15 protein-coding genes and 3 pseudogenes are annotated in these 22,951 nt (G+C 58.0%); 5 read left to right on the top strand and 13 right to left on the bottom strand.

From position 1 onward, the window contains the following. Nucleotides 1–54: 54 nt before the first annotated feature. Genes BM174_RS18815 through BM174_RS18800 form a run of 4 tightly spaced genes read right to left on the bottom strand, consistent with a single transcriptional unit; the run spans nt 55 to nt 4,542 of the window. A complete protein-coding gene (locus BM174_RS18815) occupies nt 55–747 on the bottom strand; it encodes an IS6 family transposase (protein ID WP_143092496.1) in 693 nt (230 codons plus the stop codon). Between the two features lie 37 nt (nt 748–784). Then, nucleotides 785–2,014, bottom strand: a complete 1,230-nt coding sequence (locus BM174_RS18810) for an adenylate/guanylate cyclase domain-containing protein (protein WP_093925381.1) — start codon at nt 2,012–2,014, stop codon at nt 785–787. Nucleotides 2,015–2,030: 16 nt separating this feature from the next. Next, the gene (locus tag BM174_RS18805) at nt 2,031–3,455 is read right to left on the bottom strand and encodes a pyridoxal phosphate-dependent decarboxylase family protein (RefSeq protein ID WP_093925380.1); all 1,425 of its coding nucleotides are present in this window, start codon (nt 3,453–3,455) and stop codon (nt 2,031–2,033) included. Between the two features lie 4 nt (nt 3,456–3,459). Next, entirely contained in the window at nt 3,460–4,542 is a 1,083-nt protein-coding gene (locus BM174_RS18800) for a PLP-dependent cysteine synthase family protein (RefSeq protein ID WP_093925379.1), read from the bottom strand. Between the two features lie 157 nt (nt 4,543–4,699). Between BM174_RS18800 and BM174_RS18795 the strand changes: the two genes are divergently transcribed. After that, nucleotides 4,700–6,718 (top strand): hypothetical protein, encoded by a 2,019-nt coding sequence (locus BM174_RS18795; RefSeq protein ID WP_218152950.1) that lies wholly within the window; start codon nt 4,700–4,702, stop codon nt 6,716–6,718. 141 nt (nt 6,719–6,859) lie between these two features. Further along, the gene (locus BM174_RS18790) at nt 6,860–7,225 is read left to right on the top strand and encodes a cupin domain-containing protein (RefSeq protein ID WP_093925378.1); all 366 of its coding nucleotides are present in this window, start codon (nt 6,860–6,862) and stop codon (nt 7,223–7,225) included. Nucleotides 7,226–7,228: 3 nt separating this feature from the next. Here BM174_RS18790 and BM174_RS18785 read toward each other — a convergent pair whose 3' ends face one another. Together BM174_RS18785 and BM174_RS18780 are read right to left on the bottom strand one after the other, a co-directional pair. Further along, the gene (locus tag BM174_RS18785; protein ID WP_093925377.1) at nt 7,229–7,408 is read right to left on the bottom strand and encodes a hypothetical protein; all 180 of its coding nucleotides are present in this window, start codon (nt 7,406–7,408) and stop codon (nt 7,229–7,231) included. 35 nt (nt 7,409–7,443) lie between these two features. Continuing rightward, a complete protein-coding gene (locus tag BM174_RS18780) occupies nt 7,444–10,788 on the bottom strand; it encodes a DEAD/DEAH box helicase (protein ID WP_093925376.1) in 3,345 nt (1,114 codons plus the stop codon). Between the two features lie 114 nt (nt 10,789–10,902). Here BM174_RS18780 and BM174_RS18775 point away from each other — a divergent pair. Further along, a pseudogene (locus BM174_RS18775) lies at nt 10,903–11,190 on the top strand (nicotinate-nucleotide diphosphorylase); the annotation flags it as partial. 34 nt (nt 11,191–11,224) lie between these two features. Here BM174_RS18775 and BM174_RS18770 read toward each other — a convergent pair. The 6 genes and pseudogenes from BM174_RS18770 to BM174_RS18745 all read right to left on the bottom strand — a co-directional run. Then, nucleotides 11,225–13,522, bottom strand: coding sequence for a molybdopterin-dependent oxidoreductase (locus BM174_RS18770; RefSeq protein WP_093925375.1), 2,298 nt, complete (start codon nt 13,520–13,522; stop codon nt 11,225–11,227). Nucleotides 13,523–14,092: 570 nt separating this feature from the next. Beyond that, entirely contained in the window at nt 14,093–14,329 is a 237-nt protein-coding gene (locus BM174_RS18765) for a DUF3892 domain-containing protein (protein WP_177209537.1), read from the bottom strand. A 308-nt stretch (nt 14,330–14,637) separates the two neighbouring features. After that, nucleotides 14,638–15,429, bottom strand: coding sequence for an IS21-like element helper ATPase IstB (istB, locus tag BM174_RS18760; RefSeq protein WP_093925373.1), 792 nt, complete (start codon nt 15,427–15,429; stop codon nt 14,638–14,640). Beyond that, nucleotides 15,419–17,013, bottom strand: a pseudogene (gene istA, locus BM174_RS18755) (IS21 family transposase). The gene istB and the pseudogene istA overlap by 11 nt, the downstream one beginning before the upstream one ends. A gap of 272 nt (nt 17,014–17,285) precedes the next feature. Next, on the bottom strand, nt 17,286–17,885 hold the full coding sequence (scpB, locus tag BM174_RS18750) for an SMC-Scp complex subunit ScpB (RefSeq protein WP_093925372.1): 600 nt from the start codon (nt 17,883–17,885) through the stop codon (nt 17,286–17,288). Between the two features lies 1 nt (nt 17,886). Continuing rightward, nucleotides 17,887–18,642: pseudogene (locus tag BM174_RS18745) on the bottom strand (DUF1403 family protein); the annotation flags it as partial. 72 nt (nt 18,643–18,714) lie between these two features. Here BM174_RS18745 and BM174_RS18740 point away from each other — a divergent pair. Next, nucleotides 18,715–19,293, top strand: a complete 579-nt coding sequence (locus tag BM174_RS18740; RefSeq protein ID WP_245766451.1) for a transposase — start codon at nt 18,715–18,717, stop codon at nt 19,291–19,293. Nucleotides 19,294–19,313: 20 nt separating this feature from the next. Here BM174_RS18740 and BM174_RS18735 read toward each other — a convergent pair whose 3' ends face one another. Further along, nucleotides 19,314–22,217 carry a Tn3 family transposase gene (locus tag BM174_RS18735; protein ID WP_093925371.1) on the bottom strand — a complete coding sequence of 968 codons (2,904 nt, stop codon included), beginning with the start codon at nt 22,215–22,217 and terminating at the stop codon, nt 19,314–19,316. 94 nt (nt 22,218–22,311) lie between these two features. On the opposite strand from BM174_RS18735, the gene BM174_RS18730 reads away from it, so the two are divergent. After that, nucleotides 22,312–22,917, top strand: a complete 606-nt coding sequence (locus tag BM174_RS18730; protein WP_093925370.1) for a recombinase family protein — start codon at nt 22,312–22,314, stop codon at nt 22,915–22,917. The last annotated feature ends 34 nt before the right edge of the window (nt 22,918–22,951 follow it).

Raw genomic sequence — 22,951 nt, 5'->3', positions numbered from 1 at the left:
GGCAGTGTCGCAAAGTTTTCGCTGATCCGAAGTTAGCCTCGCCGTTGGACACAGTTATCCAGCGAATGCGGCGAATTGCGCGAAGCCGGATTGGCCTGCCTGGCGAAATTGACCTTTCCGGATCATATGCGCGACTTCAATCCCGGCGAGCGTTGCGGAAGCTGAGTTGAACGATTTGAAGGTCTGCATTGGGCGGGTGAGCTTCTTGATGAAGCGGTGGTCCTGCTCAATAATATTGTTGAGATATTTCTTTCGCCGGACGGTGATCAACCAACACCAGCCGCACATGACGAGCAGGCAGTTCATGTTGAACAGACCAGCTGTGTTCGATCCACTTTTGTCGATCACGACCTTGTCTGGCCAGCCGTTATTGCCGACGGCTTTCACGAAAAACGCAGTTGCTGCAGCTTCGTCGCGGCGCTCCGACAGCATGAAATCGAGGGTTTTGCCGTCCTTGTCGATCGCACGGTACAGATAAGTCCACTGGCCTTTGACCTTCACATAAGTTTCGTCCATCCGCCACGAACGCCTCGTTGTTGCCTTACGATGATGTGCCTCTTCGGCAATTGCGCTCGCATATTTGCCGACCCAGCGATTGAGTGTTGCATGATCCAGATCGACGCCACGTTCGGCCATGATTTCCTCAAGGTCGCGATACGAAACGGGAAAGCGAACGTAGAAATAAACCGCGTACAGGATCACCGATTTCGGGTACTGTGCGCCTTTGAAACTGATCAACTCGTCCATCCTAACCTGGCCTCGGGAAAGAGTGGGGTCTGGATCGTCACGCTCGGCAACGCAACCCAAATCCTAAACTTTGCAACACTACCCCTTCGATGTCTTCCAACCAGTTGTAGACCGAATGTTGAGCCCAGCACCAAGCCGAGAGCGCCAGTGCTAAAGGATATTCGGGGTCGATAGCAAGTGACTGTTCGAGCAGCAACAGAGCCTTGGCAGACTGATCTTTTTCTTGCATCCAGACGTGCCGGATGGCGCGCATCGCATAGTCATAGGCACCCATGTCATGCGGTCGCTTGCGCATCGCCCGTTCAATTTCGGCTTTTTGGATGGAAGGCTGCAATGCCCCGGCTACCTGTTCAGTGATGCGGTCTTGTAGATCGAATAGCTCACTGTCCGTGCCGTCGTATCTTTCGGCCCAAAGATGCGCACCCGCCGCCGTTTCGACCAGCTGGACGGTGATCCGCAGCTTGCCACCGGCACGCTGCACTGACCCCTCAAGGACGTAGCCCACCCCCAATTCACGCCCGATGTCGATCACGTTTAGATGGCGCCCTTTGTAAGAAAAGGCAGAATTTCGGGCGATCACAAAAAATGATTTCATTCGAGACAAAGCAGCGGTTAGTCCTTCGACCACGCCGTCTGCAAAATATTCTTGATCGGGATCGCTGGACATGTTGTCGAAAGGCAGGACAGCGATCGAGGGCTTGTCCGGTAAGGCCAGTTTTCGATTCTGATCGGGACGCCGCGTTTCGGCCCAGCGAAATACCCGAATTTTTCTTGCGATGTTCTTAAACTCGCGTTCGCCCACATCCTCGAATTCGGCTTCGACCTTGCCGTAGACATGCTCATATGCAGTGGCGCTTAGTGCGACACCGCCGGGCATACATGCTTCCTGAATGCGGGCAGCAACGTTTACCCCGTCGCCAAAGATGTCTTTACCTTCAATAATGACGTCTCCCAGATTGATGCCAAGGCGCATATCGATATGCTTTTTGGCGCTCAAATCTGCATTGTAGGCGGGCATAGCACGTTGAATAGCAATCGCGGCCGAGACGGCATCGACAACACTGGAGAAGAGGATAATTGCTCCATCTCCCATAAGCTTGATGATCCGCCCATGATGTTTGATGACCTCGGGAGCGATAATGGTCTTGTGTAACCGCTTGAGATGAACCAGCGTCCCTACTTCGTCCGCGCCCATCAGACGTGAGAAACCAACGACGTCTACCGAAATAATTGCAGCGAGTTGTCGCTGAGTGCGCTGGGTCGACATGAGGATACCGTCCTGATCACTTGGGCGGGGCACAATTGAAAGATTGGGATTCGGAGATACATGCCCATGCGGCGAGTATAGCCTGAGCGGCAACTTTTGTATCCTGTGCCGTCGTGGCGCTGCAAATCACCGAGATCCGCATAACCCACTCGCCGCGCCAGTCTGATCCGCCGACAAAAATCAAGCCTTCGTCGACGAGCAAGGCGATGACAGCGCGGGACATCGACCTGCGCGTTGCGACGCAGTCTTCGTCATCTCCGAACCGCAGGATGATTTGATTGAGCACCACATCGTTCATCACTTTAATTCCTGGAGCGGCGCGCAAATCTTCAGCCAATTGGTGTGCCAAATTGCAATGAAGGCGCACCATTTCAATAATGCCATTGCGTCCAAGCGACTTGAGCACCGCCCATGTTGGCAGACCGCGCGCCCTGCGCGACAGCTCGGGTACGAGGTAGGACGGAACCCGGTCATTCACGTCTTGCGCTGGCAAATAGCTTGCAGTAATCGCCATCGCACTTTGCAGCGCTGCCGGCTCCCGGACGATTGCGTAACCAGAGTCGAAAGGGACTTGAAGCCATTTGTGACCGTCAACGACCCAAGAGTCGGCCCGTTCTATGCCTTCGGTCAAGCTGCGCATTTTCGGGTCCGCGCGGGCCCAGAGCCCAAATGCACCATCCACATGCAGCCATGCGCCAGCCTGTTCGGCAATTTGCGCAATTTTGGTGAAGGGATCGAAGGCACCGGTGTTGATTTGACCTGCCTGAACGATAATCAGTTTAGCCCCGTCGCATGCGTCGCAACGCCGCGCCAGGTTATCGGCCGACATCCTTCCTTGCATGTCCGTATCCACCCGGATCAGCCGCTGCACGCCAAAACCCAAGTACCGGAGTGCCGAAAGCACAGAAGTGTGGATATCGTCTCCGACGAAAACATGGACTTCCGGCGCGCCAAACAGACCTTGCGCTTCACAATCCCATCCGACGCGGCGCAACAATGCGCCCCGAGCAGCGGCCAGCGCGGTAAAGTTGGCCATGGTGCCGCCGCTGACAAATCCAACGGCAGCATCGCGGGGCAGATCGAGAATGTCGAGCAACCAACCAGACGCCGCTTCTTCGACTGCTGCGGACGTAGGAGACGTATGGTGCATCCCCGCGTTTTGCCCCCACGCAGAAGCCAGCCAGTCCGCCGCAACACCAACAGGCGCAGACCCTCCCATGACCCAACCAAAGAACCGCGGATGCGTGATCTGCATGAGGCCAGGTTCGCCAAGATCTGCCAGCGCCTCAATAACCTCTACATCCGGGCAGCCGGTTTCCGGGAAGGGAGCATCAAAATCGGCGCGCATCTGGGCATAGTCGCGTTCAGGCCTTACCTGGCGGTCCGCAACAGAGGACCTGTAAGCTTGCGCACGCCGGCAAGCGATTTCGAGAACATCCATCCCATCAGCCCATCTGGTAGCCGGATGTGGAGCGGGAAATCTTAAGTTCCTCGTCATCCATGTCTTCTGGAATACCTTCGAACAAAAGCGTGCTCAAATAGCGCTCGCCAGTATCTGGTAACATGCACAGGATCACCGACCCTTGCGGCGCGTCCTTGGCAACTTTTAGCGAGATGGCGAAAGTAGACCCGCCAGAGATACCGGTAAAGATTCCTTCCTTTCTGGCAAGCTCTTGCGCACATTTGATCCCTTCGGCGCCAGCGATTGGGATCAATTCATCATAAAATCCCTTATCGATCGCCTCTTGTAAAACTGCCGGGATGAAGTCCGGAGTCCAACCTTGAATTGGATGTGGTTCAAAGGCCGGATGACTGGCAGCAGGCGCTCCATTTGCGGCGCGTTGCTGTGCATGGCCGCTGCCAATCAGTTGCGCGTTGGCAGGTTCCGTTAGGATGATTTTGGTGTCAGGCCGCTCCTTGCGCAGAACCCGCGCGACGCCTGTCACCGTTCCGCCGGTGCCATATCCGGTGACAACATAATCGAGCCGCGCCCCTTTGAAGTCTGCCACGATCTCGCGCGCAGTGGTTGCTTCGTGAATGTCTGAATTGGCGTCGGTTTCGAATTGGGATGCCAGAAACCAACCATGTTTCTCTGCCAATTCAGCCGCTTTCTTGTACATTCCCAGCCCTTTTTCCGCGCGAGGTGTAAGCACAACTTTCGCCCCGAAGATCCTCATCAAGCGCCGCCGCTCGACTGAAAAGCTATCGGCCATTGTCACAACCAAAGGGTATCCTTTTTGGGCGCAGACCATGGCGAGGCCGATGCCGGTATTGCCGCTGGTGGCTTCAATCACTGTTTGACCGGGGATCAGCGCACCAGAACGCTCTGCAGCTTCGATGATGTTCACGGCCAGCCGGTCCTTGACGGAGCCTGCTGGATTGAACGCCTCTGCCTTGACGTAGACAGTTGCACCGTGGGTCGGGATGTTATTCACGCGGATTACTGGGGTGTCACCGATAGTGTCCAGCACGCTCTCATAGACGCGACCGCGACCTTTGGTCGTGCGGATTGATGTAGTTTCACCCATGGCATTTTCTCCTTTTGTTTTTTCGCAGATGGTTTCGCAAAAACCCTTCTTGCTTTTGGTCAGTCCCGTTGACCCGCTAAATGGCCCACCACGAGTAATAGCGAGTAATTCTGAAAACATGGTATCATGCCTGACAGAACTTGACGTAGGAGGCAGCGTGGGAAGTACCGTGGAAATCGCTGGGTCCGAGAACCCGACTGCGACACCGCTGACGGAAATACGCCTGCTCGGACCGGTGGAAGTTTGTCACAACGGCATACCAATCGCCTTCGCTCGCTCACGTAAACTACGCGCTTTATTGGCGATTTTGGTTACTGAAACCCGACAGGTCAGCCGCCGTCGCCTCTGTGACCTCCTCTGGGACCGGCCAAATGATCCGCGGGCAGAACTCCGTTGGCATCTTAGTAAGCTTCGCAAAATTTTGGATAGTCCGCGCCGTACTCGTGTCTGTTCAAACGCGGACGGGATAGGTCTCGACCTTGACGGCTGCGTCGTTGACGCGCTCCAAGTCATGACCATCGAGCAAGCCGGGCCCTTTCCAATAGATCGGCTTAAGGAGTTGGCAGGACTCTTTCGCGGACCATTTCTCGGTGAGTTGAGCTTGTCGGAACCGTCTGCTGGACAATGGGTGATCGCCCAACGCCGCCGATTTGCGGCATGTCAGATCAGTATCCTAAAGCAACTGACTGTAAGGCAACCGGCTGGATCATGTGATATCGACCAGTATCTCGAACAATGGCTCAACCTCGCACCGTTCGAGATTGAACCGCATCATCGGCTTCTCAGCGTTTTGGCCAGCCAAGGCCGCTTTGGCGAAGCCGAGACACACCTTACCAGCAGCGAACGACTTTTCGCAGACGAAGGGCTCTCTGTCGTCGAATTGCGAAAGACGTGGAGCGATGTGAAAAAGGAACTCGGTGCTGCTACGCGATCGACCAATAGTGCGGCAACGCCTCGAGTTGATAGTGCTCACGTGGAGCCATGCTTATCGGGTCCCAGCCGCTCAGCGCTTGCCGTGATGCCGTTTACGGTTCGAGATCCGCAGGATGGGATCGGTATCGCTGACGGGCTGACGAACGATGTCATCACGCGACTGGCGAAGCTAAGAAACATGTCCATCATCGCAAGGGGTTCGGTCTACGCACTCGCTGCGCTCGGCGTCTCAGGGGTGGAAGCAGGGAAACAACTCGACGTTAACTACGTGGCGACAGCGAGCATGCACCGGGGTGCCGACAAGCTGCGAGTAGAAATCGATTTGATCGATACACAGTCTGCCAGAATAGTCTGGACTGAAACCTGCGAAGCACCCAGCGCTGACCTCATGAGCGCGATGGAAGAGTTGGGCAACCGTATTGTTGCAGCCCTGACCGGCGAGATTGAGCGGGCCGAGCGAAACCGTGCAATTTTGCGCCCCCCCACATCACTTGACGCTTGGGAGGCGCATCATCGCGGCCTATGGCACATGTATCGCTTCACAAAAGAGAACAACGCACGCGCGCAGTACTTCTTTGATGCAGCTGTCACCCTCGATCCGACCTTCTCGCGCGCTTATGCCGGGCTCTCGTTCACTCATTGGCAGAATGCATTCCAGAACTGGTCTGACCCTGGGACCGAGGCTGAAAGCGCTTACTCGGCTGCGACTCAGAGTATGCTCGCCGATGAACAAGATCCTGCCGCGCATTTGGCGATGGGGCGTGCTCTTTGGTTGCGCAGACAGCACAATATGGCGGTTAAATCGCTGCGCGTGTCGGTGGACCTTAGCCCTAACTTCGCACTTGGGCATTACTCACTGGCTTTCGTCGAGTCCCAGACCGGCGATCCGGAAGAGGCGATCAGGGCCTCAGACAAGGCACGGGCGCTCAGCCCCTACGATCCCTTGATGTTCGGAATGCTGGGGAGCAGAGCGATGGCCCACTTGCGGCTTGGTCAGTACGAAGCGGCAGCCGAGTGGGCGACGCAAGCTGCGGCGCGTCCAAACGCACATATCAACATCTTAGGAATGGCCTCTCTATTTCTTGCGCTGGCCGACCGGGTGCCTGAGGGCCGAATTCTTGCGGCCGAGATTCATGCCCAGCAGCCCCGATACGGGATCGACAGCTTTCTCGGCGCCTTCCATTTTTCTCCCGGAGAAGCGCAACTTCTTCGTTCATTGGCGGCTAAGGTGTCACTGGTCTGAAAACTCCGAACGAGATTTCCACTTAGGTTTCCACGGTTCGTGCCACTCACATACCCATGCTTGCCTTCTAAAAAGAGAGGCGGAGACGTTGCCGCTCACCGGCTGCGTGAGGCCCCGTTCAAACCAAAAAGGGAATGCATCATGGGAAATACAATTGAAATCAGGCGCTTCGAGACCCCCGATAGTTCGCTCGACATGAAAGAGCGCGGTGGAATCGACATCATCAACATGGCAGATGGTACAACCGGCATGCGCGCGACTTTTGAGCCCGGATGGACATGGGAAGAAGACGAGAAGCCCCTTTTGGGCTCGCCAGAATCGTGCCCAATGCGCCACACCGGCTATTGTATCGGAGGCAAGCTCGTAGTCCGCATGATCGATACAGGTAAAGAAACCCCCATCACAAAGGGGGATTTCTTTGAAATACCCCCTGGCCATGATGCTTATGTCGATGGGGAAGAACGGGTCGACTTGATCCTTTTCGGAGCCCCGGAACATCAGCACTGAATCTTAACCTGGCGGTTTTTGAAACTGCCGGGAGGTCCTCAATGGGCGGGCCAGTTGACTTGCGCGCATTTCCTTAAGCTGCTTCTCCCGCTCAATCTTGGCATCTTCCTCAGCCTCTTCTCCAGAGAAATTTTCTGGATGTGTTGCGTCGATCAGCCTCAGAACGCTGCTGATTAGCGACATATACTGGTCTTCACACGAGCTTGGGTCACCTGCGCTCAGCTGCCCAGCGGAGCGAAGAGATCCTGCAGCGTCGCTTCGTCCAGCAGCTCGTCCGGGGCCGCGCCGCTCTCGTCGAAGAGCGCATCGGCCAGCGCTTGTTTGCGCGCCTGCATGTCGAGGATCCTTTCCTCGACCGTGCCTGCGGCAACAAGGCGGTGGACGAATACCGGCTTTTCCTGGCCGATCCGGTGGGTGCGGTCCATTGCTTGACGCTCGACCGCCGGGTTCCACCATGGATCATAGAGGATCACCGTGTCGGCCTCGGTCAGAGTCAGCCCGACGCCTCCTGCCTTGAGGCTGAGCAGGAACACCGACGCATCGCCCTGCGCGAAGCTGTCGAGGACCGTCGCGCGGTTCTGTGTCTGCCCCGTCAGGGTCAAGTGAGAAATGCCCGCCTCGGTCAGATCGGCCTCGATCAGGCGCAGCATCTCGACAAATTGCGAGAAAACCAGCACGCGCCGCCCTTCGGCGACCAATTCGCCCAGAAGGTCGCGCAGCCGCGTACGCTTGGCGCTGTCGGTGACAGATTGCGCAGCTTCCGTCTTGACGAGGGCCGGGTCGCAACAGACCTGCCGCAGCTTGAGCAATGCGTCCAGCACCGTGATCCGCGCCGCCGCCAGCCCGCGCGTGGCGATTGCTTCGCGAACGCGGGCGTCCATGGCGCTGCGCACCGTCTCGTAGAGCGCCTGTTGGGGTTTCGGCAGATCAACCCGTTCGAGGATCTCTGTCTTGGACGGCAGTTCGGCCGCGACCTCCTCCTTGGTTCGGCGCAGCAGGAACGGGCGCAAGCGACGATTCAGCCGAGTCTGCGCGACCGTGTCGCCATGTTTTTCGATGGGGGTGCGGAACAGCGTCTGAAACCCCTTGCGATCCCCCAGCAAGCCTGGATTGATCCAGTCGATCAACGTCCAAATGTCCTGAAGCGAGTTTTCCAGCGGCGTGCCGGTCAGCGCCAGCCGCCCCTTGGCGGGAATTTCGCGCAGTGTCTTGGCCATCTGCGAGGCAGGGTTTTTGAGCGTCTGCGCCTCGTCAAGGATCACCAGCGGCCAGTTCTGTGCCGCCAGCCAATCACGGTCGCGTGTCAGCAGCGGATAGGTGGTCACCACGAGATCGGCCTGCAGCGCGGCCTCTCGCCGGGCAACGCGGCCTGTGCCGTGCAGGACCACAAGCTGCAGATCGGGCGTGAACTGCGCGGCCTGCGTCTGCCAGCTATGCAGCAGGCTGGTCGGCACGATCAGCAGCGCCGGTCCGGGCGCGTCGGCCTCGCGCCGCGCCTGCAAGAGGGCCAGCGTCTGTACCGTCTTGCCCAGCCCCATGTCATCGGCCAGCACACCTCCGAACCCGGCCTCCAGCAGACTTCCCATCCAGGCCGCACCATAGGCCTGATAGTCGCGCAGCTGCGCGCACAACCCCTTGGGTGACACAAAGCTGTCGGCCGCAGCCAGCGCTTTCAGGCTGCGCGCCAGTGGCAGGATGCCGACATTGTCGAAAAAGCGAATGGAACTGCCTGCCAGCGCTTCTTCGGCCAACCGCGCGACATCGGCATCGGTGGGATGCAGCGCACCCAGTTCGGCATGATGGGTTAGAAAGAGATGCAGCAGTGGCGCCAGCGGGCTAAGATCCACCGCGACATAACCGGTCTTGCCCCGGTCCAGATAGACGGGTCGCTCTGCCAGGTGCTGCGAAAGCGTCTCTGTATCAGGCAGATCCTCCCATTCGTCGCGGACCTGCTCCAGAAATGCCGCCACAACCGGTGCCACATCCACCAGCTTACCGCTGATCTCGACCTGAAACCCAAGCGAAAACCAGTCGTTGCCTTGGAACGCATTGCCCACCTCGACCTTGGTCGCGACGGTGAGTTCGGCGGTCTCGTCGCTCAGGCGGTAGGGCCATTTCGGCGTCTCGATCACCTCCCAGCCATCGCGCCGTAGCGCGGGCAACGTGTGAAAGGCAAACGCCATCGCCTCGCGCTCACTGGAAATCTCGAAGCTGTGCAGGTTCGTCTCGCCCTCAGCAAAGACGAAATCGCAGGCCATCATGCGCTCGCCCGGCCAATGAAGCTCAAGCTCCTCCACTGGCAGCGCGCCCGCCTCCATCAGCCGAGTGGCGCAAGCCACTTCCCAGGAGGGATCGCGGCTCAGGGTAACAATCTCGCCAGTACGCACCATGCGCGGCTCGGCGTCGTCCTCTGCGACCTCCTGACCCTCATAGACAAAACGCAGTGTCAGCGTCGGCAGCTGCAACGCAGCGCCAAAATAGCGCGGTCCGTCATGGGCTGTCTCAGCCCCGAGGGTCAGCCGGGCGACCCGCTGTTCTGCCTCGCGTCGTGTCTGGCGGACGACGCGAGGAGGCGGCAGTGGCAGTCCCACCAGCGTGTCGGGCAGCGCCTCAACAAGTGCCTCTGCCTCCTGCGGGGCAACCTCGGGGCTCGCCCTGACGAGACGCAGCGCCTCGATGTCCACCACCTGCGCCAGCGCCCCGAACAGGCCGTGTTCCCGATCAATCCAGAGCGTCGCCCCGTCCATTCCGCGCAAATCGAGCGGTTGGCCGCTTGCATCCTCGAAGCCCAGTTGCTGGCCGCCATTCGGTTCCATCCGCCAGCCCAGCCGGGGCTCGGGGCGTTCCTGGGACCAGGTCAGCTGTGCGTCGGGGGCAGTATCATGCAGAAATCGCCCGGTCTCGCCGAGACGGCGCAGCAGTGCTATGGCATCGTCTCCTTTCGGCCGGAACATGTCGGGCAGGCCGTAGCTGTAATGCGCCTCCCACATTCGGGCCTGTGCCAGCACCGGCAACAGCTCCAGATCCACAGGGCGGATGAACTTCGCCGGAGCGCCGCGCAGCGCATTCGCCGCATCATAGCGCCGGATCGACTGGTTGAGCGCGGTGCCCGCCGCATTGCTTCTACCCTTGCAGGTATCGATCTTCACCTGCGCATCATGCGGGCTCAACACGTAAAGAAGGCGCTCCCTGATGTTGTCCGGGTAGTCTTCTGGCCGGGCCTCCGGCAGTTGCCGTGCCTGTGTGCTCTGCCTCACCCGGCTGAGCCAGCCCTGCACCGGCGCGGCGAGGCTGGGGTGCTCCTGTTGCTGTGCCGCCCATGTCATCAGCACCGCGACCACATGCTTGCAGTTATAACCAACCGGACAAGAGCAGATACCGTCAACCAGAGCCCGGCGCATGGTGATGCGTTGTTGATAGCTCTTGCCACGTCCGTTCGAAACCCGACCTCGCAGCGCGCCGTCCAGCAGCGGTTCGACCGAAGCGACAAAACCGCGTTGCGCGTAGTCGCGCCCGCGTTCCAGCGTCACCCCGTCGAAATGATCCTTCAGTCGAATATCCATGCTGTCCCGTCATGATCGTTCTTGGCGACTCGGCGCCGGTTTGTCCCGAAGGCAACGTTAGTTTGCTCACCCTGCGCCCCGCGCGCAGCCGAGTTCTGCCCGATCAGGCACTGGCGTCAAGTGGCCTCACATATGATCTGCACCGAGATCGAGGTGGACCGTTTGGACCAGCTGGCCGAAGTGCTCGACGAGGGCGGCGCGGGTGTCGTCCTCGTCGACAATATGGATACGGCCGCCCGGCGCGAGGCAGTTGCGATGACCGCGGGGCGCTTGGTGCTCGAAGCCTCGGGCAACATGCGCATAGAGCGCATCGCCGAGGTCGCGGCGACGGGCGTCGACTATATCTCCTCCGGTGCGCTGACCCATTCGGCCCAGACGCTCGACCTCGGGTTGGACTTCTGAGAAAAACCGTCCTCGGGAAAGTACGTCCAAATACTCAGCAGATGACCGGCCCGTCGTAAGCCCGAACCGCGGGCAGTTCGTCTTGCCAAGCGACAACGTCAACCAAACAGCTGAGCGCAATCGGCCCCTGCGCCAATCGTGATGTGCCTTTGTCCGGCGTCAGGACGTTTGGATTGCCATTGCGACAAAGCCCACCGTCGGGATCATACCAGGCTCCGGTGGGCATCTGGACAACCCCTTTGCGAAGTGCGGCAGTTATCGTCAGACCTGCAAGGCAGGCACCGCGTCCATTGAAAACGCGCACGAGCTGCCCGTTTTCCAAACCACGGTCGGCGGCGTCTTCAGGGTTCATGCTCAGAACCTCGCGCCCCGCCACCTTGGCTGCGCGACTGACCGACCCGTGATCAAGCTGCGAATGCAACTTTGTGCTGGGTTGGTTGGACACAAGATGGAGTGGATAGTCCACCGTTCCGCCGAGCCATTCGAGGGGTTCCAACCACACCGGATGACCGGGACAATCCGCATATCCAAAAGCGGCGATTGTCTCGGAGAATATTTCGATTTTGCCGCTGGGAGTCTTGAGCGGATTGACCACGGGATCAGCACGAAAGGCCTGCATCATAATTATGGGTTCGGCCGGTTCGGCAAGCTTGAACCAACCTGTCTCCTGAAAACTGGCCCAATCAGGCATTTCGATTTGTTCCCGCGCTGCCGATTGTCGCGTTATGTCATAAAGCCAACGCTGCCAGTCTTCTGGCGATTTGCCTTCAGTAAAGGCCTCCTCCACCCCCATTTGCGCGGCTATTCCCTTGCATATGTCGTGATCGGATTTTGCGTCACCAACAGGTTCGATCACCTGATCCATGACCGTTTGATACGGATCATTTGGCGTCAAAGCGATGTCCGCCCGCTCTAAAGTTGTGGTGGCAGGCAATACAATATCGGCATGTCGCGCATTTGCATTCCAACACCAGTCATTGACAATAATCGTTTCAGGACGTGCCCAAGCTGCCCGCAGGTTGTTGAGGTCTTGATGGTGGTGAAATGGGTTACCCCCGGCCCACCAGACAAGCCTGACATCCGGATAGATGTGCTGCTTGCCGTTGTAGTCGAAAACGCCTTCGGGATTTTGTAACATGTCGGCAATCCGCGCGACTGGTATAAATTCGCTGACCGGGTTCACACCTTGCGGCATGGTGGCAACGGGGAATGGCCGCATGCTCAGCCCAACTTTATTTTCCGCACCATATCCAAAACCGATACCGCCGCCAGGCAAACCGATCTGACCCAGCATCGCAGCAAGTGTAATTGCGGCCCAATAAGGTTGTTCACCATGATCCTGTCGCGTCAGCGACCACGCGACTGCGATCATCGTTCGGTTGCGTGCCATACGGCGGGCCAGATCACGGATGTCCTGAACGGGTAAATCACAAATCTCCGCTGCCCATTCAGCTGACTTTGGGATGCCGTCCTCGTCGCCATTCAGATAACTAGAAAATGTGTCGAACCCGACGCTATGCGTGCTCAAAAACTCCTGATCATGTAAATTCTGCGACATGAGTTCGTGCGCGAGACCCAGCATCAAAGCGGTATCGGACGAGGGTCGCAGGGCCAACCAGTCTGCGCCGACCTCCTCCATCAAATCACCCCGCAGTGGCGAGATATTCACGAAGTCTACGCCCGCCGCTTTTGCACTGCGCAGACTAGCTTGTAGAATGTGTCGCCCTGTGCCGCCGGGCGAAATCTGCCCGTTCTTCAGAGCAACCCCGCCAAAGGCTACAAAGAGCGTGCAATCTTGTGCAATGGACCCCCAGCTGGTTGTATTGGAGACCATGCCCATGAATGAGCCGAGAACATGCGGAACCACAACTTCGGCAGCGGCATAGCTATAGGTATTAACTGACTTGGTGAAGCCACCGATGCAATTCAGAAACCGCTTGAGCTGGCTCTGAGCGTGGTGGAACCGTCCGGCACTAGCCCACCCGTATGATCCGGCAAAAATCGCCTGATTGCCAAAATCGCTGCGCACCCGTTCCAGTTCTTGAGCAACAAGCGCGTTAGCCTCTTCCCAGCTCACCCTGACGAAGGGCTCATCGCCTCTTCCTGTTTTGCGCCGACCTTCCAGCCACCCTTGCCGCACCATCGGACACGTGATCCGGGTGGGCCCGTCAATTACATCAACCATCCCCGGCCCAATGGGCGATGGATCGATATCTTCGCTAAAAGGATGAAGTCCACGCAACCGCCCTTCGACAACTTCAGGTTGGTAAACGCCCCAGTGGCTGTTTGTCAGCAACGGGCGGTCTGCTTTGTTCACTATTTTTACTCGCATCAGTACGGCCTTGCTGCATGGCTCCCCGCTCAGCTGATATCGGGTGCGGACTTTTCCGTTCAGGATGCTGTAGATGCCGCACAACTTCAACACTGATCGCCGTGACAAGATCCCCAAGCAGAAGCATCGGGTGACGAATTGGGCTGAGTACAATGAAAGCTTGCGACGGCGAGAGGGTCTTACGGTTTAGATTGGCGAAGAGGCGCTCGCTTTGTGGCCGGCGCCGCGCAGGACGAAGTCGGGTGGACAGCCTGTCTGTTCAGATCTGCGGGCGCGCGCTCTGCTTATTGGGAGTCAATGCACCCTGCCCTATAAGGGAGTACTTGCCGTATTTTTCATAATGAACCTTATGCAACATGACTTGTGTAGCCGCAAAGCGATAATGTCACCCCTGTGCAATTCAGGAATGTCACTCTCTTGTACAAACGAGCAACGGGAGATCGGACATGGGATGGGTGATGATGAGCGAGCGCGAGTTAAATCGCGTTGAACTTTTGGCACAGGTCGATGATGGGCGTTTGTGGCGAGTAGCTGAAATCTGATCCCGATTTGCCAGCCACCCGCCGTAACTTACTTTTCGGGAAGGTTAGCCAAATTGTCCTTCTTGGAGGCGTCAGGAATGTCTTGAACATATTCTTTGCCACCGCCTGTTTTGTTGACGCGAATGCCATCGGTCTTGCCCTGCTTCGTCATGTTTACAGCTTGATCTACCGGCGTCATTCTGTCTCGGTTTTTGAACTTAACATGTGTGATGTCGCCGTCCTTGTCCTTACGGACCGCAACAGGCTTTCCAGCGTTATCTGTCATGAGCATTCTCCATTCATGAGATTTGAAGCTGGCCCAATGAAGGACCAGCAAAAAATTGTTATTGGTTTGTAATCTGAGCAGCGCGATCTTTGAACATTTCATACTGCGCTGAAGCGTGCTTCTTTGCTTGAGCTGCTGTCGGACGGGGATACACGTATCCTGGAAAGACAGGGTATTCGTAAAACTCCACCACAGCCCTAAACTTAGTTAGTAAGCGCGCCATAGATACTTGCTTTGTTGATTGTCACCGAGAACTGACCCGGCATTGTCACCGAGACTTGACCCACCCAGTTGTTATGTTCTTTGCGTTATGATGGCGTCAATGCCGCTGTCTCCCTTCGTTTCTTTTTGGCTGTCGCGGAGCTGGCCTTGAACCGGTAGCTGTCATTGCCGGTCTCGAGAATGTGGCAACGATGTGTGAGGCGGTCGAGGAGCGCGGTGGTCATCTTTGCATCACCGAACACGCTGGCCCATTCGCTAAAGCTCAGGTTGGTTGTGATGACGACGCTGGTGCGCTCGTAGAGTTTACTCAGAAGGTGGAACAGCAACGCGCCACCCGAAGCGCTGAACGGCAGATATCCCAGCTCATCCAAGATCACCAAATCGGCTTTCACCAGCACCTCGGCGATTTTTCCTGCCTTGCCTTGGGCCTTTTCCTGCTCCAACGCATTGACCAACTCGACCGTGGAGAAGAAGCGCACACGCTTGCGATGATGCTCGATTGCTTGAATGCCGAGGGCGGTAGCGACATGCGATTTTCCCGTTCCAGGCCCCCCGATCAGCACTACATTCTCAGCCGCGTCCATGAACTCGCATCGGTGAAGTTGGCGCACTAATGCTTCGCGGACTTCGCTGGCGCCAAAGTCGAAGCCAGAGATGTCCTTGTATGCCGGAAAGCGTGCTGCCTTCATGTGGTAGGCGATGGAACGCACCTCACGTTCAGCTATCTCGGCCTTAAGCAGCTGCGACAACATGGGGATCGCTGCATCGAAAGCGGGCGATCCCTGCTCATGCAGGTCCTGCACGGCCTGTGCCATGCCCGGCATCTTCAGGCTGCGCATCATGATGACGATGGCAGCACCGGCGGGATCATGACGCATGACGAGTTCCTTCCGTGGTGCGTAGCCCGTCATATCGTGCGACATTGGCCTCGGGCTCCTTATTCAAAGAAAGGGCCGCAGGCGGGGTCACATCAGGCTGGTCTATCGGTGCGCCATCCACCAGCCTGTGAAGTAGGTTCAACACATGGGTTTTTGTTGGCACGCCCGCCTCCAGCGCCATTTCCACTGCGCAAAGCACGGCCTGTTCGTCATGGTGGAGCACCAAGGACAGGACGTCGACCATCCACTGACCGGCAGTCGATACGCAGTATCGATGAGAGGGACGCGGTCACCACCTGGCCTACGCAACATCTGATCCTGCAGCTTCCGGAACCCTTCTGGCATCTCAACGAAGGGCGCCCCGTTGCGCAGCGCGCCGGGTTTGCGTTGAACCACCGCCAGATAATGGTGCCAGTCATAAATAACGCGCCCTGGCTGACGGTGTGAGCGTTCAATAATGCGCTCATGCGTGCAGACCACGTAGCCTTCGGCGACGTCACGCCAAAGGCGCGCTTCCAGCACGATGACCAGCCGTTCAGGATAGATGCGGAGACTGACAGGACGGTTCGCAAAGCTGGCAGGCACTGAGTAGCGATTACGGTCGAATGCTATTAGACAAGTGGGGGACACCCGCTTGCTCTGCTCGACAAAGCCGTTAAACATTGTGGGCAGTGGCATCAGCGCGGCCTTCTCGGCGTCCCAGACATCCGCAATGTTGCCAGGCAATCTGCCATGCGGTGTCTCGGCCCACAGAAGCTTGCAGCGCTCCTCCAGCCATTCATTCAGCGCATTGAGGTTCGGAAAGGCGGGCATGAGTTGCCAAAGCCGATGGCGGGCGTCGCGCACACTCTTCTCAACCTGACCTTTCTCCCACCCTGCCGCAGGATTGCAGAACTCAGGGTCAAAGACATAATGGCTGGTCATCGCAAGGAACCGTGCGTTTACATCGCGCTTCTTGCCGACACCAATCCGGTCAACGGCTGTCTTCATGTTGTCATAGACCCCACGCCCCGGAACACCCTCAAACACCCGAAAGCCATGCCAGTGGGCATCGAACAGCATCTCATGCGTTTGCAGCAGATAGGCCCGCACCAGAAATGCGCGGCTGTGCGACAGCTTGATATGGGCGACCTGAAGCTTGAGGCGCTCGCCCCCGACATAGGCCCAGTCCTCGCTCCAATCAAATTGGAACGCCTCGCCCGGCTGAAAGACCAACGGCACGAAAACACCCCGGTCAGTCGTATGCTGAGCACGCTGTCGTTCGCCCTTCCAGTTCCGCACGAAGGCCGCGACACGCTCATATGAGCCATCAAAGCCGAGCTGAACCAGATCCGCATGCATCTGTTTGGCCGTTCGCCGTTCCTTCCGTGATTTACGCTGCTCAGACAGCAACCAGCCTGTCAGCTTCTCAGCGTAAGGGTCCAACTTGCTCGGTCGGTCCAAAATTTGGAACTCGGGCTCAACTATCCCTGTCCGCAGATACTTCTTGATCGTGTTGCGAGACACCCCTGTCCGGCGCGCAATCTCGCGGATGGGCATCTTGTCTCTCAGAGCCCATTTCCGAATAATCCTCAGAAATCCCATGTCTAACACTCCAATAGCTCCCAGCTGATTCAAGCAGGGGCAAGGTTGCACATGGGTCAATTCTCAATGACAATTTCTACAGTTGCCGGGTCAGTTCTCGGTGACAATCAACACCTATCAAGAAAAAAACGGCACCGTACATGTCATCATTGATGTACAGATATACGTTTTCTGCGCTGTGCAAACACACGTAATCTCTGTCGATCATTACCGCGCTCACCCTGCTTCACCTAAGATACTATCAGATCGCGTGCCTTGTGACCCAGCAGGCATTATTCATCAATGACGCCCACCCCGGCATCGTCCAGCTGCTCTCGATCTGGCAGATCGCGCAAGCTTTCGAGATCAAACGCCACCAGGAATTTTTCCGTCGTCACGAAGGTGTACGGAGCACCACGACGCGGACTGCGCGGCCCAGTGGTAATCAGGTCTTGGGTATGCAGTCGGCCAATCAAATCGCGGCTGATCTCCTTGCCAAAAATGTCCTTTAACCCATCACGCGTAATCGGCTGGTTGTAGGCCACGGCAGCCAGCACGGCGACGTCAAATTCGCGCAAATCCAAATCCTGTCCGCCCACATCCGCCGCAGCCCGGATCACAGCGGCGTATGTAGCACGCGTCCGCAGCATCCACCCTCCAGCAACGGCCGCAACCTCATAGGGCCGGTCGGCCACATCCGCGATGAGATCTTCAATCAACAGATCAACTGAACCCCCCTGCCCCACGACACGGGCCAAGTCTTCGCGCGGGACCGGCGCAGCACTTGCAAACAGCACTGCCTCGATCCGGCACATCCATTCGCGCCAACGCAGTTCAGGCGGTAGCTCCTCGAGCTCGCGGTCAATATCTGCGTCAGGCCGATCCTTTGCCATCTCAGACCCCGTACAATCGAAAGGTGTCGCGCCCGGTCAATTCCCGCACCACGCCCAGATCCACCAACCGATCACAGAGCCGCCGCGCTGCACGGTCGCTCAGCGGCAGCGCCGTAGGCATTAGCGCGTCATTGGACAGAAACAAGGCGACAGCATCCCCTGCCCCCTTGGCTCGCAGCTTTGGAATGACGGCCCGCAGATGAGCCGCCCGGCGGGTCAGATCGGCCACAACCGGAAGCGTTGCACCGATCGAAGAAACCAACGCTTTATGACAGGCCAACTGCAGGTCCGTGCCCCGTTTGCGCAGATCGCGTGATTTCAACACCACCGCCAGAAGCGGCAGAACGTGGGTCCATCCCAAAGACTGCGCCAAGACGGCATCGGCAACGATCAAGGCCATGACCTCCTCACGCGGATGCGTAGCTAGGACCGTTTCCAGCACAACCGCGGCGCGCATGACTGGCCCACCCTGCCCCGCATCCAGCAACGTGGCGATCTGTTCAGCAGAGATTGATGGTAAAGCACGCTGCAGCGCCCCAACCGAAATCGGTCGCGCCACCGACCGCTGCCATTGAAGGTAGATCGCCCCCGCCGGTCCAGGTTGGTCGCCCGGCCGCATCAGATGTACTGCGTCTCGGAGATCCCCGGCCCTTTCGGGCCTGCCCAACAGACGTACGCACGCCTCTGACGCAGTCAGGCTCAACCTGTTGCGCAACAAGTCGTGGGGGACATCCGCACGCTCCACCACAAGATGCAGCGTCGCGGCTTTGTTGCAGGGATCGTCGCACAGCTGATATCGAGGCATTCTGTTCGTTTCAGGATGCTGTAGATGCCGCACAAGTTCAACGCCGCTCATCGTGACAAGATCCCGAAGCATAAGCATCGGGTGACTAATTGGCCTGAGTACAATGAAGGTCTACGGCAGCGTGGTGATCTGACAGTTTGGATCAGCGAAGACGCACTTTCCTTGTGGTCGGCGCCGCGCCGTACCACGCGCGGCGGACAGCCGCACTATTCTGATTTGGCGATCGAGATGTGCCTGACGCTGGGTCTAGTCTTCAAGCAGCCTCTGCGTCAAACCCAAGGCTTGATGCGCTCTATTGCGCGGCTGCTGGGGGTTGCGATCGCAGTGCCGGATTTTTCCACCCTGTCGCGCCGTGGCAATGGGCTGACGTTCCGCCCTAAGCCTAAATCCAAGAGCGACAAACCAGTGCAACTGGTCATGGACAGTACTGGGGTAGATTCCGGTAGGGGGCAGGATGACACCCTAAGGCCCTTGGGCACTGTTTTTCGCCGCCTGTATTTGCCTGTTGAGCGCGGTGTGAGCCCGCCCAGGGCGTCACACTGGACGGATGCCTGCAACAGCCTGCGAAGTTGGCAAGATATAGGGGGTGATTACTTCACATGACAGTACGGGGCAGGATTGTCTCACAAGGCGGCCACGGTGCGCTTTGTCCACCTGTATTCGCCTGTGAGGAGGATGTGGGCCCATCCGAGAGGCGAGATGTGCCCCAGAAGCTCGTCAGAGTCATCGAGTCCGACGCGTTTTCGTGCCGCCACTGCCTGCCCGAGGCGTTTGGTGTTCCAGTAGATGATTATGGCCGCCAGCAGGTTCAGCCCTGCCATACGGTAGTGTTGACCTTCGACGGTCCGATCGCGGATTTCGCCCTGCCGCCCGATGCGCAGGGCGTTTTTCAGGGCGTGATGGGCCTCGCCCTTGTTGAGACCAATCTGGGCACGGCGCTGCATGTCGGCATCAAGCAGCCAGTCGACGATGAAGAGCGTGCGCTCGATGCGGCCGATTTCACGCAGGGCAAGTGCCAGCTCGTGCTGGCGTGGATAGGCTGCGAACTTTTTGAGCAACTGACTGGGCGGCATGATGCCCGCTGCCATCGTGGCCACGGCGCGTAGGATATCCGGCCAGTTCTGGATGATCAGGCCCTCTCTGATCTTACCGCCGATCAGACCGCGCAGCTCCTTTGGCGCGGCGGCCGGGTCGAAGAGATACAGCCGTTTCGAGGGGAGGTCCCGTATGCGCGGAATAAACCGGAAGGCCAGCAGCGAGGTGACGGCAAAGACGTGGTCGGTGAAGCCACCGGTGTCGGCATACTGCTCTTTGATCTTTCGGCCCGCTTCGTTCATCAGGAGCCCGTCCAGGATGTAGGGTGCTTCGCTCACGGTGGCGGGAATGTTCTGCGTTGCGAAGGGTCCAAACTGATCGGAGACATGCGTGTAAGCCTTTAGCCCTGGTTCAGATCCGTATTTGGCGTTGATCAAATTCATCGCTTCACCTTGCCTCGCGGCGGGGAAGAATTGTCCGTCGCTGGACGCGGTGACGCCGCCACCCCAGAACTTGGCCATGGGCAGGTTCGCTTGCGCATCGATCACCACTGCGAGCGCCCGGTTGATGGCATCGCTTTCGATGTGCCATCGCGACAGGCGCGAGAGCTGCATGTAATCGTGGGTGTTGGTGGCCTCGGCCATTTTGCTCAACCCAAGGTTTAACCCCTCGGCCAGCAATACGGTCAGCAGCCCAATGCGATCCGTGCAGGGGGAGCCAGTGCGCACGTTCGTGAAGGCATCCGTGAAGCCGATGTCTTCATCGACCTCCTGCAGCAAATCGGTGACACGCACGGCGGGCAGACGGTCATAGAGATCAAGCACCAGAGCCTCTGCTGCCTCGGGCACGGCTGCGGGCAGCCGGTCAACTTTCAGAACGCCGTTTTCTATGGAACCGCTGGGAATGGCCCCAGACCGCGCTGCCTTGGCCAGCCGGTCAAGCCCATCAGTCAGCCTCGCTTTGCGATCTGCAAGCCAGCTTTCCGGATCGAATGGGACCGTCAATCTTGGCGTTACCCGTGCGGCCTCAATCGGCACCAAAGCCTGTTTCAGGTCGGCATAGCGCCGTGAATGCGCCAACCAGATATCACCCGATCGAAACGCTTCGCGGAGATGAGACAAAACGGCCACCTCCCAAAGCCGGTGATCATCATCCGCCTCAGTGTTGAGGTGGCGGTGCCATTTTGAACTCCGCCGCAAAAAGCTGGTGGACTGGTGTTTGCCATTTCGGCCATCTGCAACAATTCGTCCCGCTTGCATCAAAGGCAGCGCCACAGGGGCCGCGTGGATGTCCAAAGCTCGCAGCATGCGTGGTGCGTATCGCCGGAACCGATGATACCCCTGCACGACGTGGGCGATTGGATCAGCGGCCATCGTATCCGTTAACTCTGCCGCGGTTGCCACAAGGCCTTCCAGCTGAAGCCAACCACAGGACGTTTCGGTCGCCACATCAAGAGATGCCTCATCCCCCTTGGCTTCCAAAAGCGCCGCCCCCAGGTTTTTGAAGGAGCAAAGCGTGTCGCGCAGGGCGGATTTCGCTTCCGTGATACGCGCGTCGCAAAGTCTCTTCGCTTCCTGCCAGGTTTTGCCTACGATCCGGTCATGGGTCTCAACCACCGCATCGGCGATTCCCGCGTGCCATTCCACCGCGCAGACCGTCAAAATGGCAAGGCGCCGATCGCTGGTGATGTCCCTCAGACCGTCCGCAAAGTACCTTTCGCCCTGACGACGCAGGCGTGTAATCCGATGGGGCGGCACTCCTTCCAGAATAACAGGCGACACCCCCAAACCCTGCAAGAATTCCAGACGATCCAGAAGGCGGCTGGCACCCGCTGAGTTTTTCCCCACCTCGAACTGCCGGAGCCAGATGAACCGGCTGACAGTGCCATCAACCATGTCCGTCAACAGATTATCCAACTGGCCCTTCAACCCCTCATCGAGATGAGCCACGATCCGGCCATCTATCCGCCGCTCAGCGGCAACAAGCGCGTCAGCGCAAAGGCGTTCGATGACAGACACACCGGGCAGGACCGTTTGGGTGCGGCGGCATTCCTCGATAAACCTCCGGGCAAGGTCTTCATTTGATCGAGCGGTTTCTGCCTCGCGTTCGAGCCAGCCTTTCAGATCACGCGCGCCACGACCAGCGAACATCTTGTAACCGTATATCGCTCGCAGGGCGTGCAGATGTTGCTGCCGAGTTTGACGCCGCGCTGCATAGGGCAGGATTTCATCACCTGTCAGACCCAGTTGGGCACCGATAAAGCGGATGACCTGCTCTGGGATGACTTCACCGGAAGATAGAAATCGACCAGGATAGCGCAAGGCGCAGAGCTGCAAGGCGAAACCAATCCGGTTTTCCGGCCGACGTCGTTCGTTGATGTGGTCAAGGTCATCGTCGGCCAACGTGTAATTATGCAGGATCGTCACCTCGTCGGTTGGCAGGTCGAGCAGGCTTGTGCGCTGTCGTTCGGTCAAAATGGAGCGTCTTGGCATGGTGCATTGTCCTTGTTAGTCATTAGTTTGTTTAGGACAATTTTGACCTCAACAAAATCAACGCCTTACAAGACCTAAATCCAAGGGGGTTCAATTGGGACAGCGCGCCGCCATCTATGCCCGGGTTTCCACCTCGGATCAGTCCTGCGAACGGCAGGTGGCAGAGTTGACAGCCTTTGCCGAACGCGGTGGCTTTGACGTGATTGGCATCTTTAAAGAAACCGCCTCTGGGACGTCCTCAAACCGGAGCGCCCGTAATCGCATCATCGACCTTGCACAAGCTCGTAAGATTGATGCAGTTCTTGTCACCGAACTGTCCCGCTGGGGCCGCTCGACCCAGGACTTGCTGGACACCCTCAACAGATTGGTAGGCTGGAATGTCTCTGTTGTCGCTATGAGCGGCATGACCTTCGAACTCGCCACGCCCCACGGCCGGATGATGGCTACCATGCTGGCTGGCATTGCCCAGTTCGAGCGTGACTTGCTGAGCGAACGCGTCAAATCCGGCCTCGCCGCCGCCCGCGCGAGGGGTAAGAAATTAGGCCGTCAACCAGGGCAGCGCCCTAAATCCGATAAGCTTGCACCAAAGGTCATTCAAGCCGTGACAGATGGTCGATCATATCGTTGGATTGCACGGGATCTCGGCATCAACAAAAATACCGTCCTGGATATCATGAAACGACATCGCAAAAACCCTTAGGGTGTCATTCTGCCCTCTACCGGAATGGACCCCA

The organism is Sulfitobacter brevis (assembly GCF_900112755.1).
Classification (GTDB): Bacteria; Pseudomonadota; Alphaproteobacteria; order Rhodobacterales; family Rhodobacteraceae; genus Sulfitobacter; species Sulfitobacter brevis.
This window is presented reverse-complemented; position numbering and strand designations above follow the sequence as displayed.

Excerpts from the sequence above, each read along its gene's own strand:
- BM174_RS18815 (WP_143092496.1), bottom strand. The coding sequence starts at position 747 with ATGGACGAGTTGATCAGTTTCAAAGGCGCACAGTACCCGAAATCGGTG.
- BM174_RS18810 (WP_093925381.1), bottom strand. The coding sequence starts at position 2,014 with ATGTCGACCCAGCGCACTCAGCGACAACTCGCTGCAATTATTTCGGTA.
- BM174_RS18805 (WP_093925380.1), bottom strand. The coding sequence starts at position 3,455 with ATGGATGTTCTCGAAATCGCTTGCCGGCGTGCGCAAGCTTACAGGTCC.
- BM174_RS18800 (WP_093925379.1), bottom strand. The coding sequence starts at position 4,542 with ATGGGTGAAACTACATCAATCCGCACGACCAAAGGTCGCGGTCGCGTC.
- BM174_RS18790 (WP_093925378.1), top strand. The coding sequence starts at position 6,860 with ATGGGAAATACAATTGAAATCAGGCGCTTCGAGACCCCCGATAGTTCG.
- BM174_RS18785 (WP_093925377.1), bottom strand. The coding sequence starts at position 7,408 with ATGTCGCTAATCAGCAGCGTTCTGAGGCTGATCGACGCAACACATCCA.
- BM174_RS18780 (WP_093925376.1), bottom strand. The coding sequence starts at position 10,788 with ATGGATATTCGACTGAAGGATCATTTCGACGGGGTGACGCTGGAACGC.
- BM174_RS18770 (WP_093925375.1), bottom strand. The coding sequence starts at position 13,522 with ATGCGAGTAAAAATAGTGAACAAAGCAGACCGCCCGTTGCTGACAAAC.
- BM174_RS18765 (WP_177209537.1), bottom strand. The coding sequence starts at position 14,329 with ATGACAGATAACGCTGGAAAGCCTGTTGCGGTCCGTAAGGACAAGGAC.
- istB (WP_093925373.1), bottom strand. The coding sequence starts at position 15,429 with ATGCGTCATGATCCCGCCGGTGCTGCCATCGTCATCATGATGCGCAGC.
- scpB (WP_093925372.1), bottom strand. The coding sequence starts at position 17,885 with ATGGCAAAGGATCGGCCTGACGCAGATATTGACCGCGAGCTCGAGGAG.
- BM174_RS18740 (WP_245766451.1), top strand. The coding sequence starts at position 18,715 with ATGCCGCACAAGTTCAACGCCGCTCATCGTGACAAGATCCCGAAGCAT.
- BM174_RS18735 (WP_093925371.1), bottom strand. The coding sequence starts at position 22,217 with ATGCCAAGACGCTCCATTTTGACCGAACGACAGCGCACAAGCCTGCTC.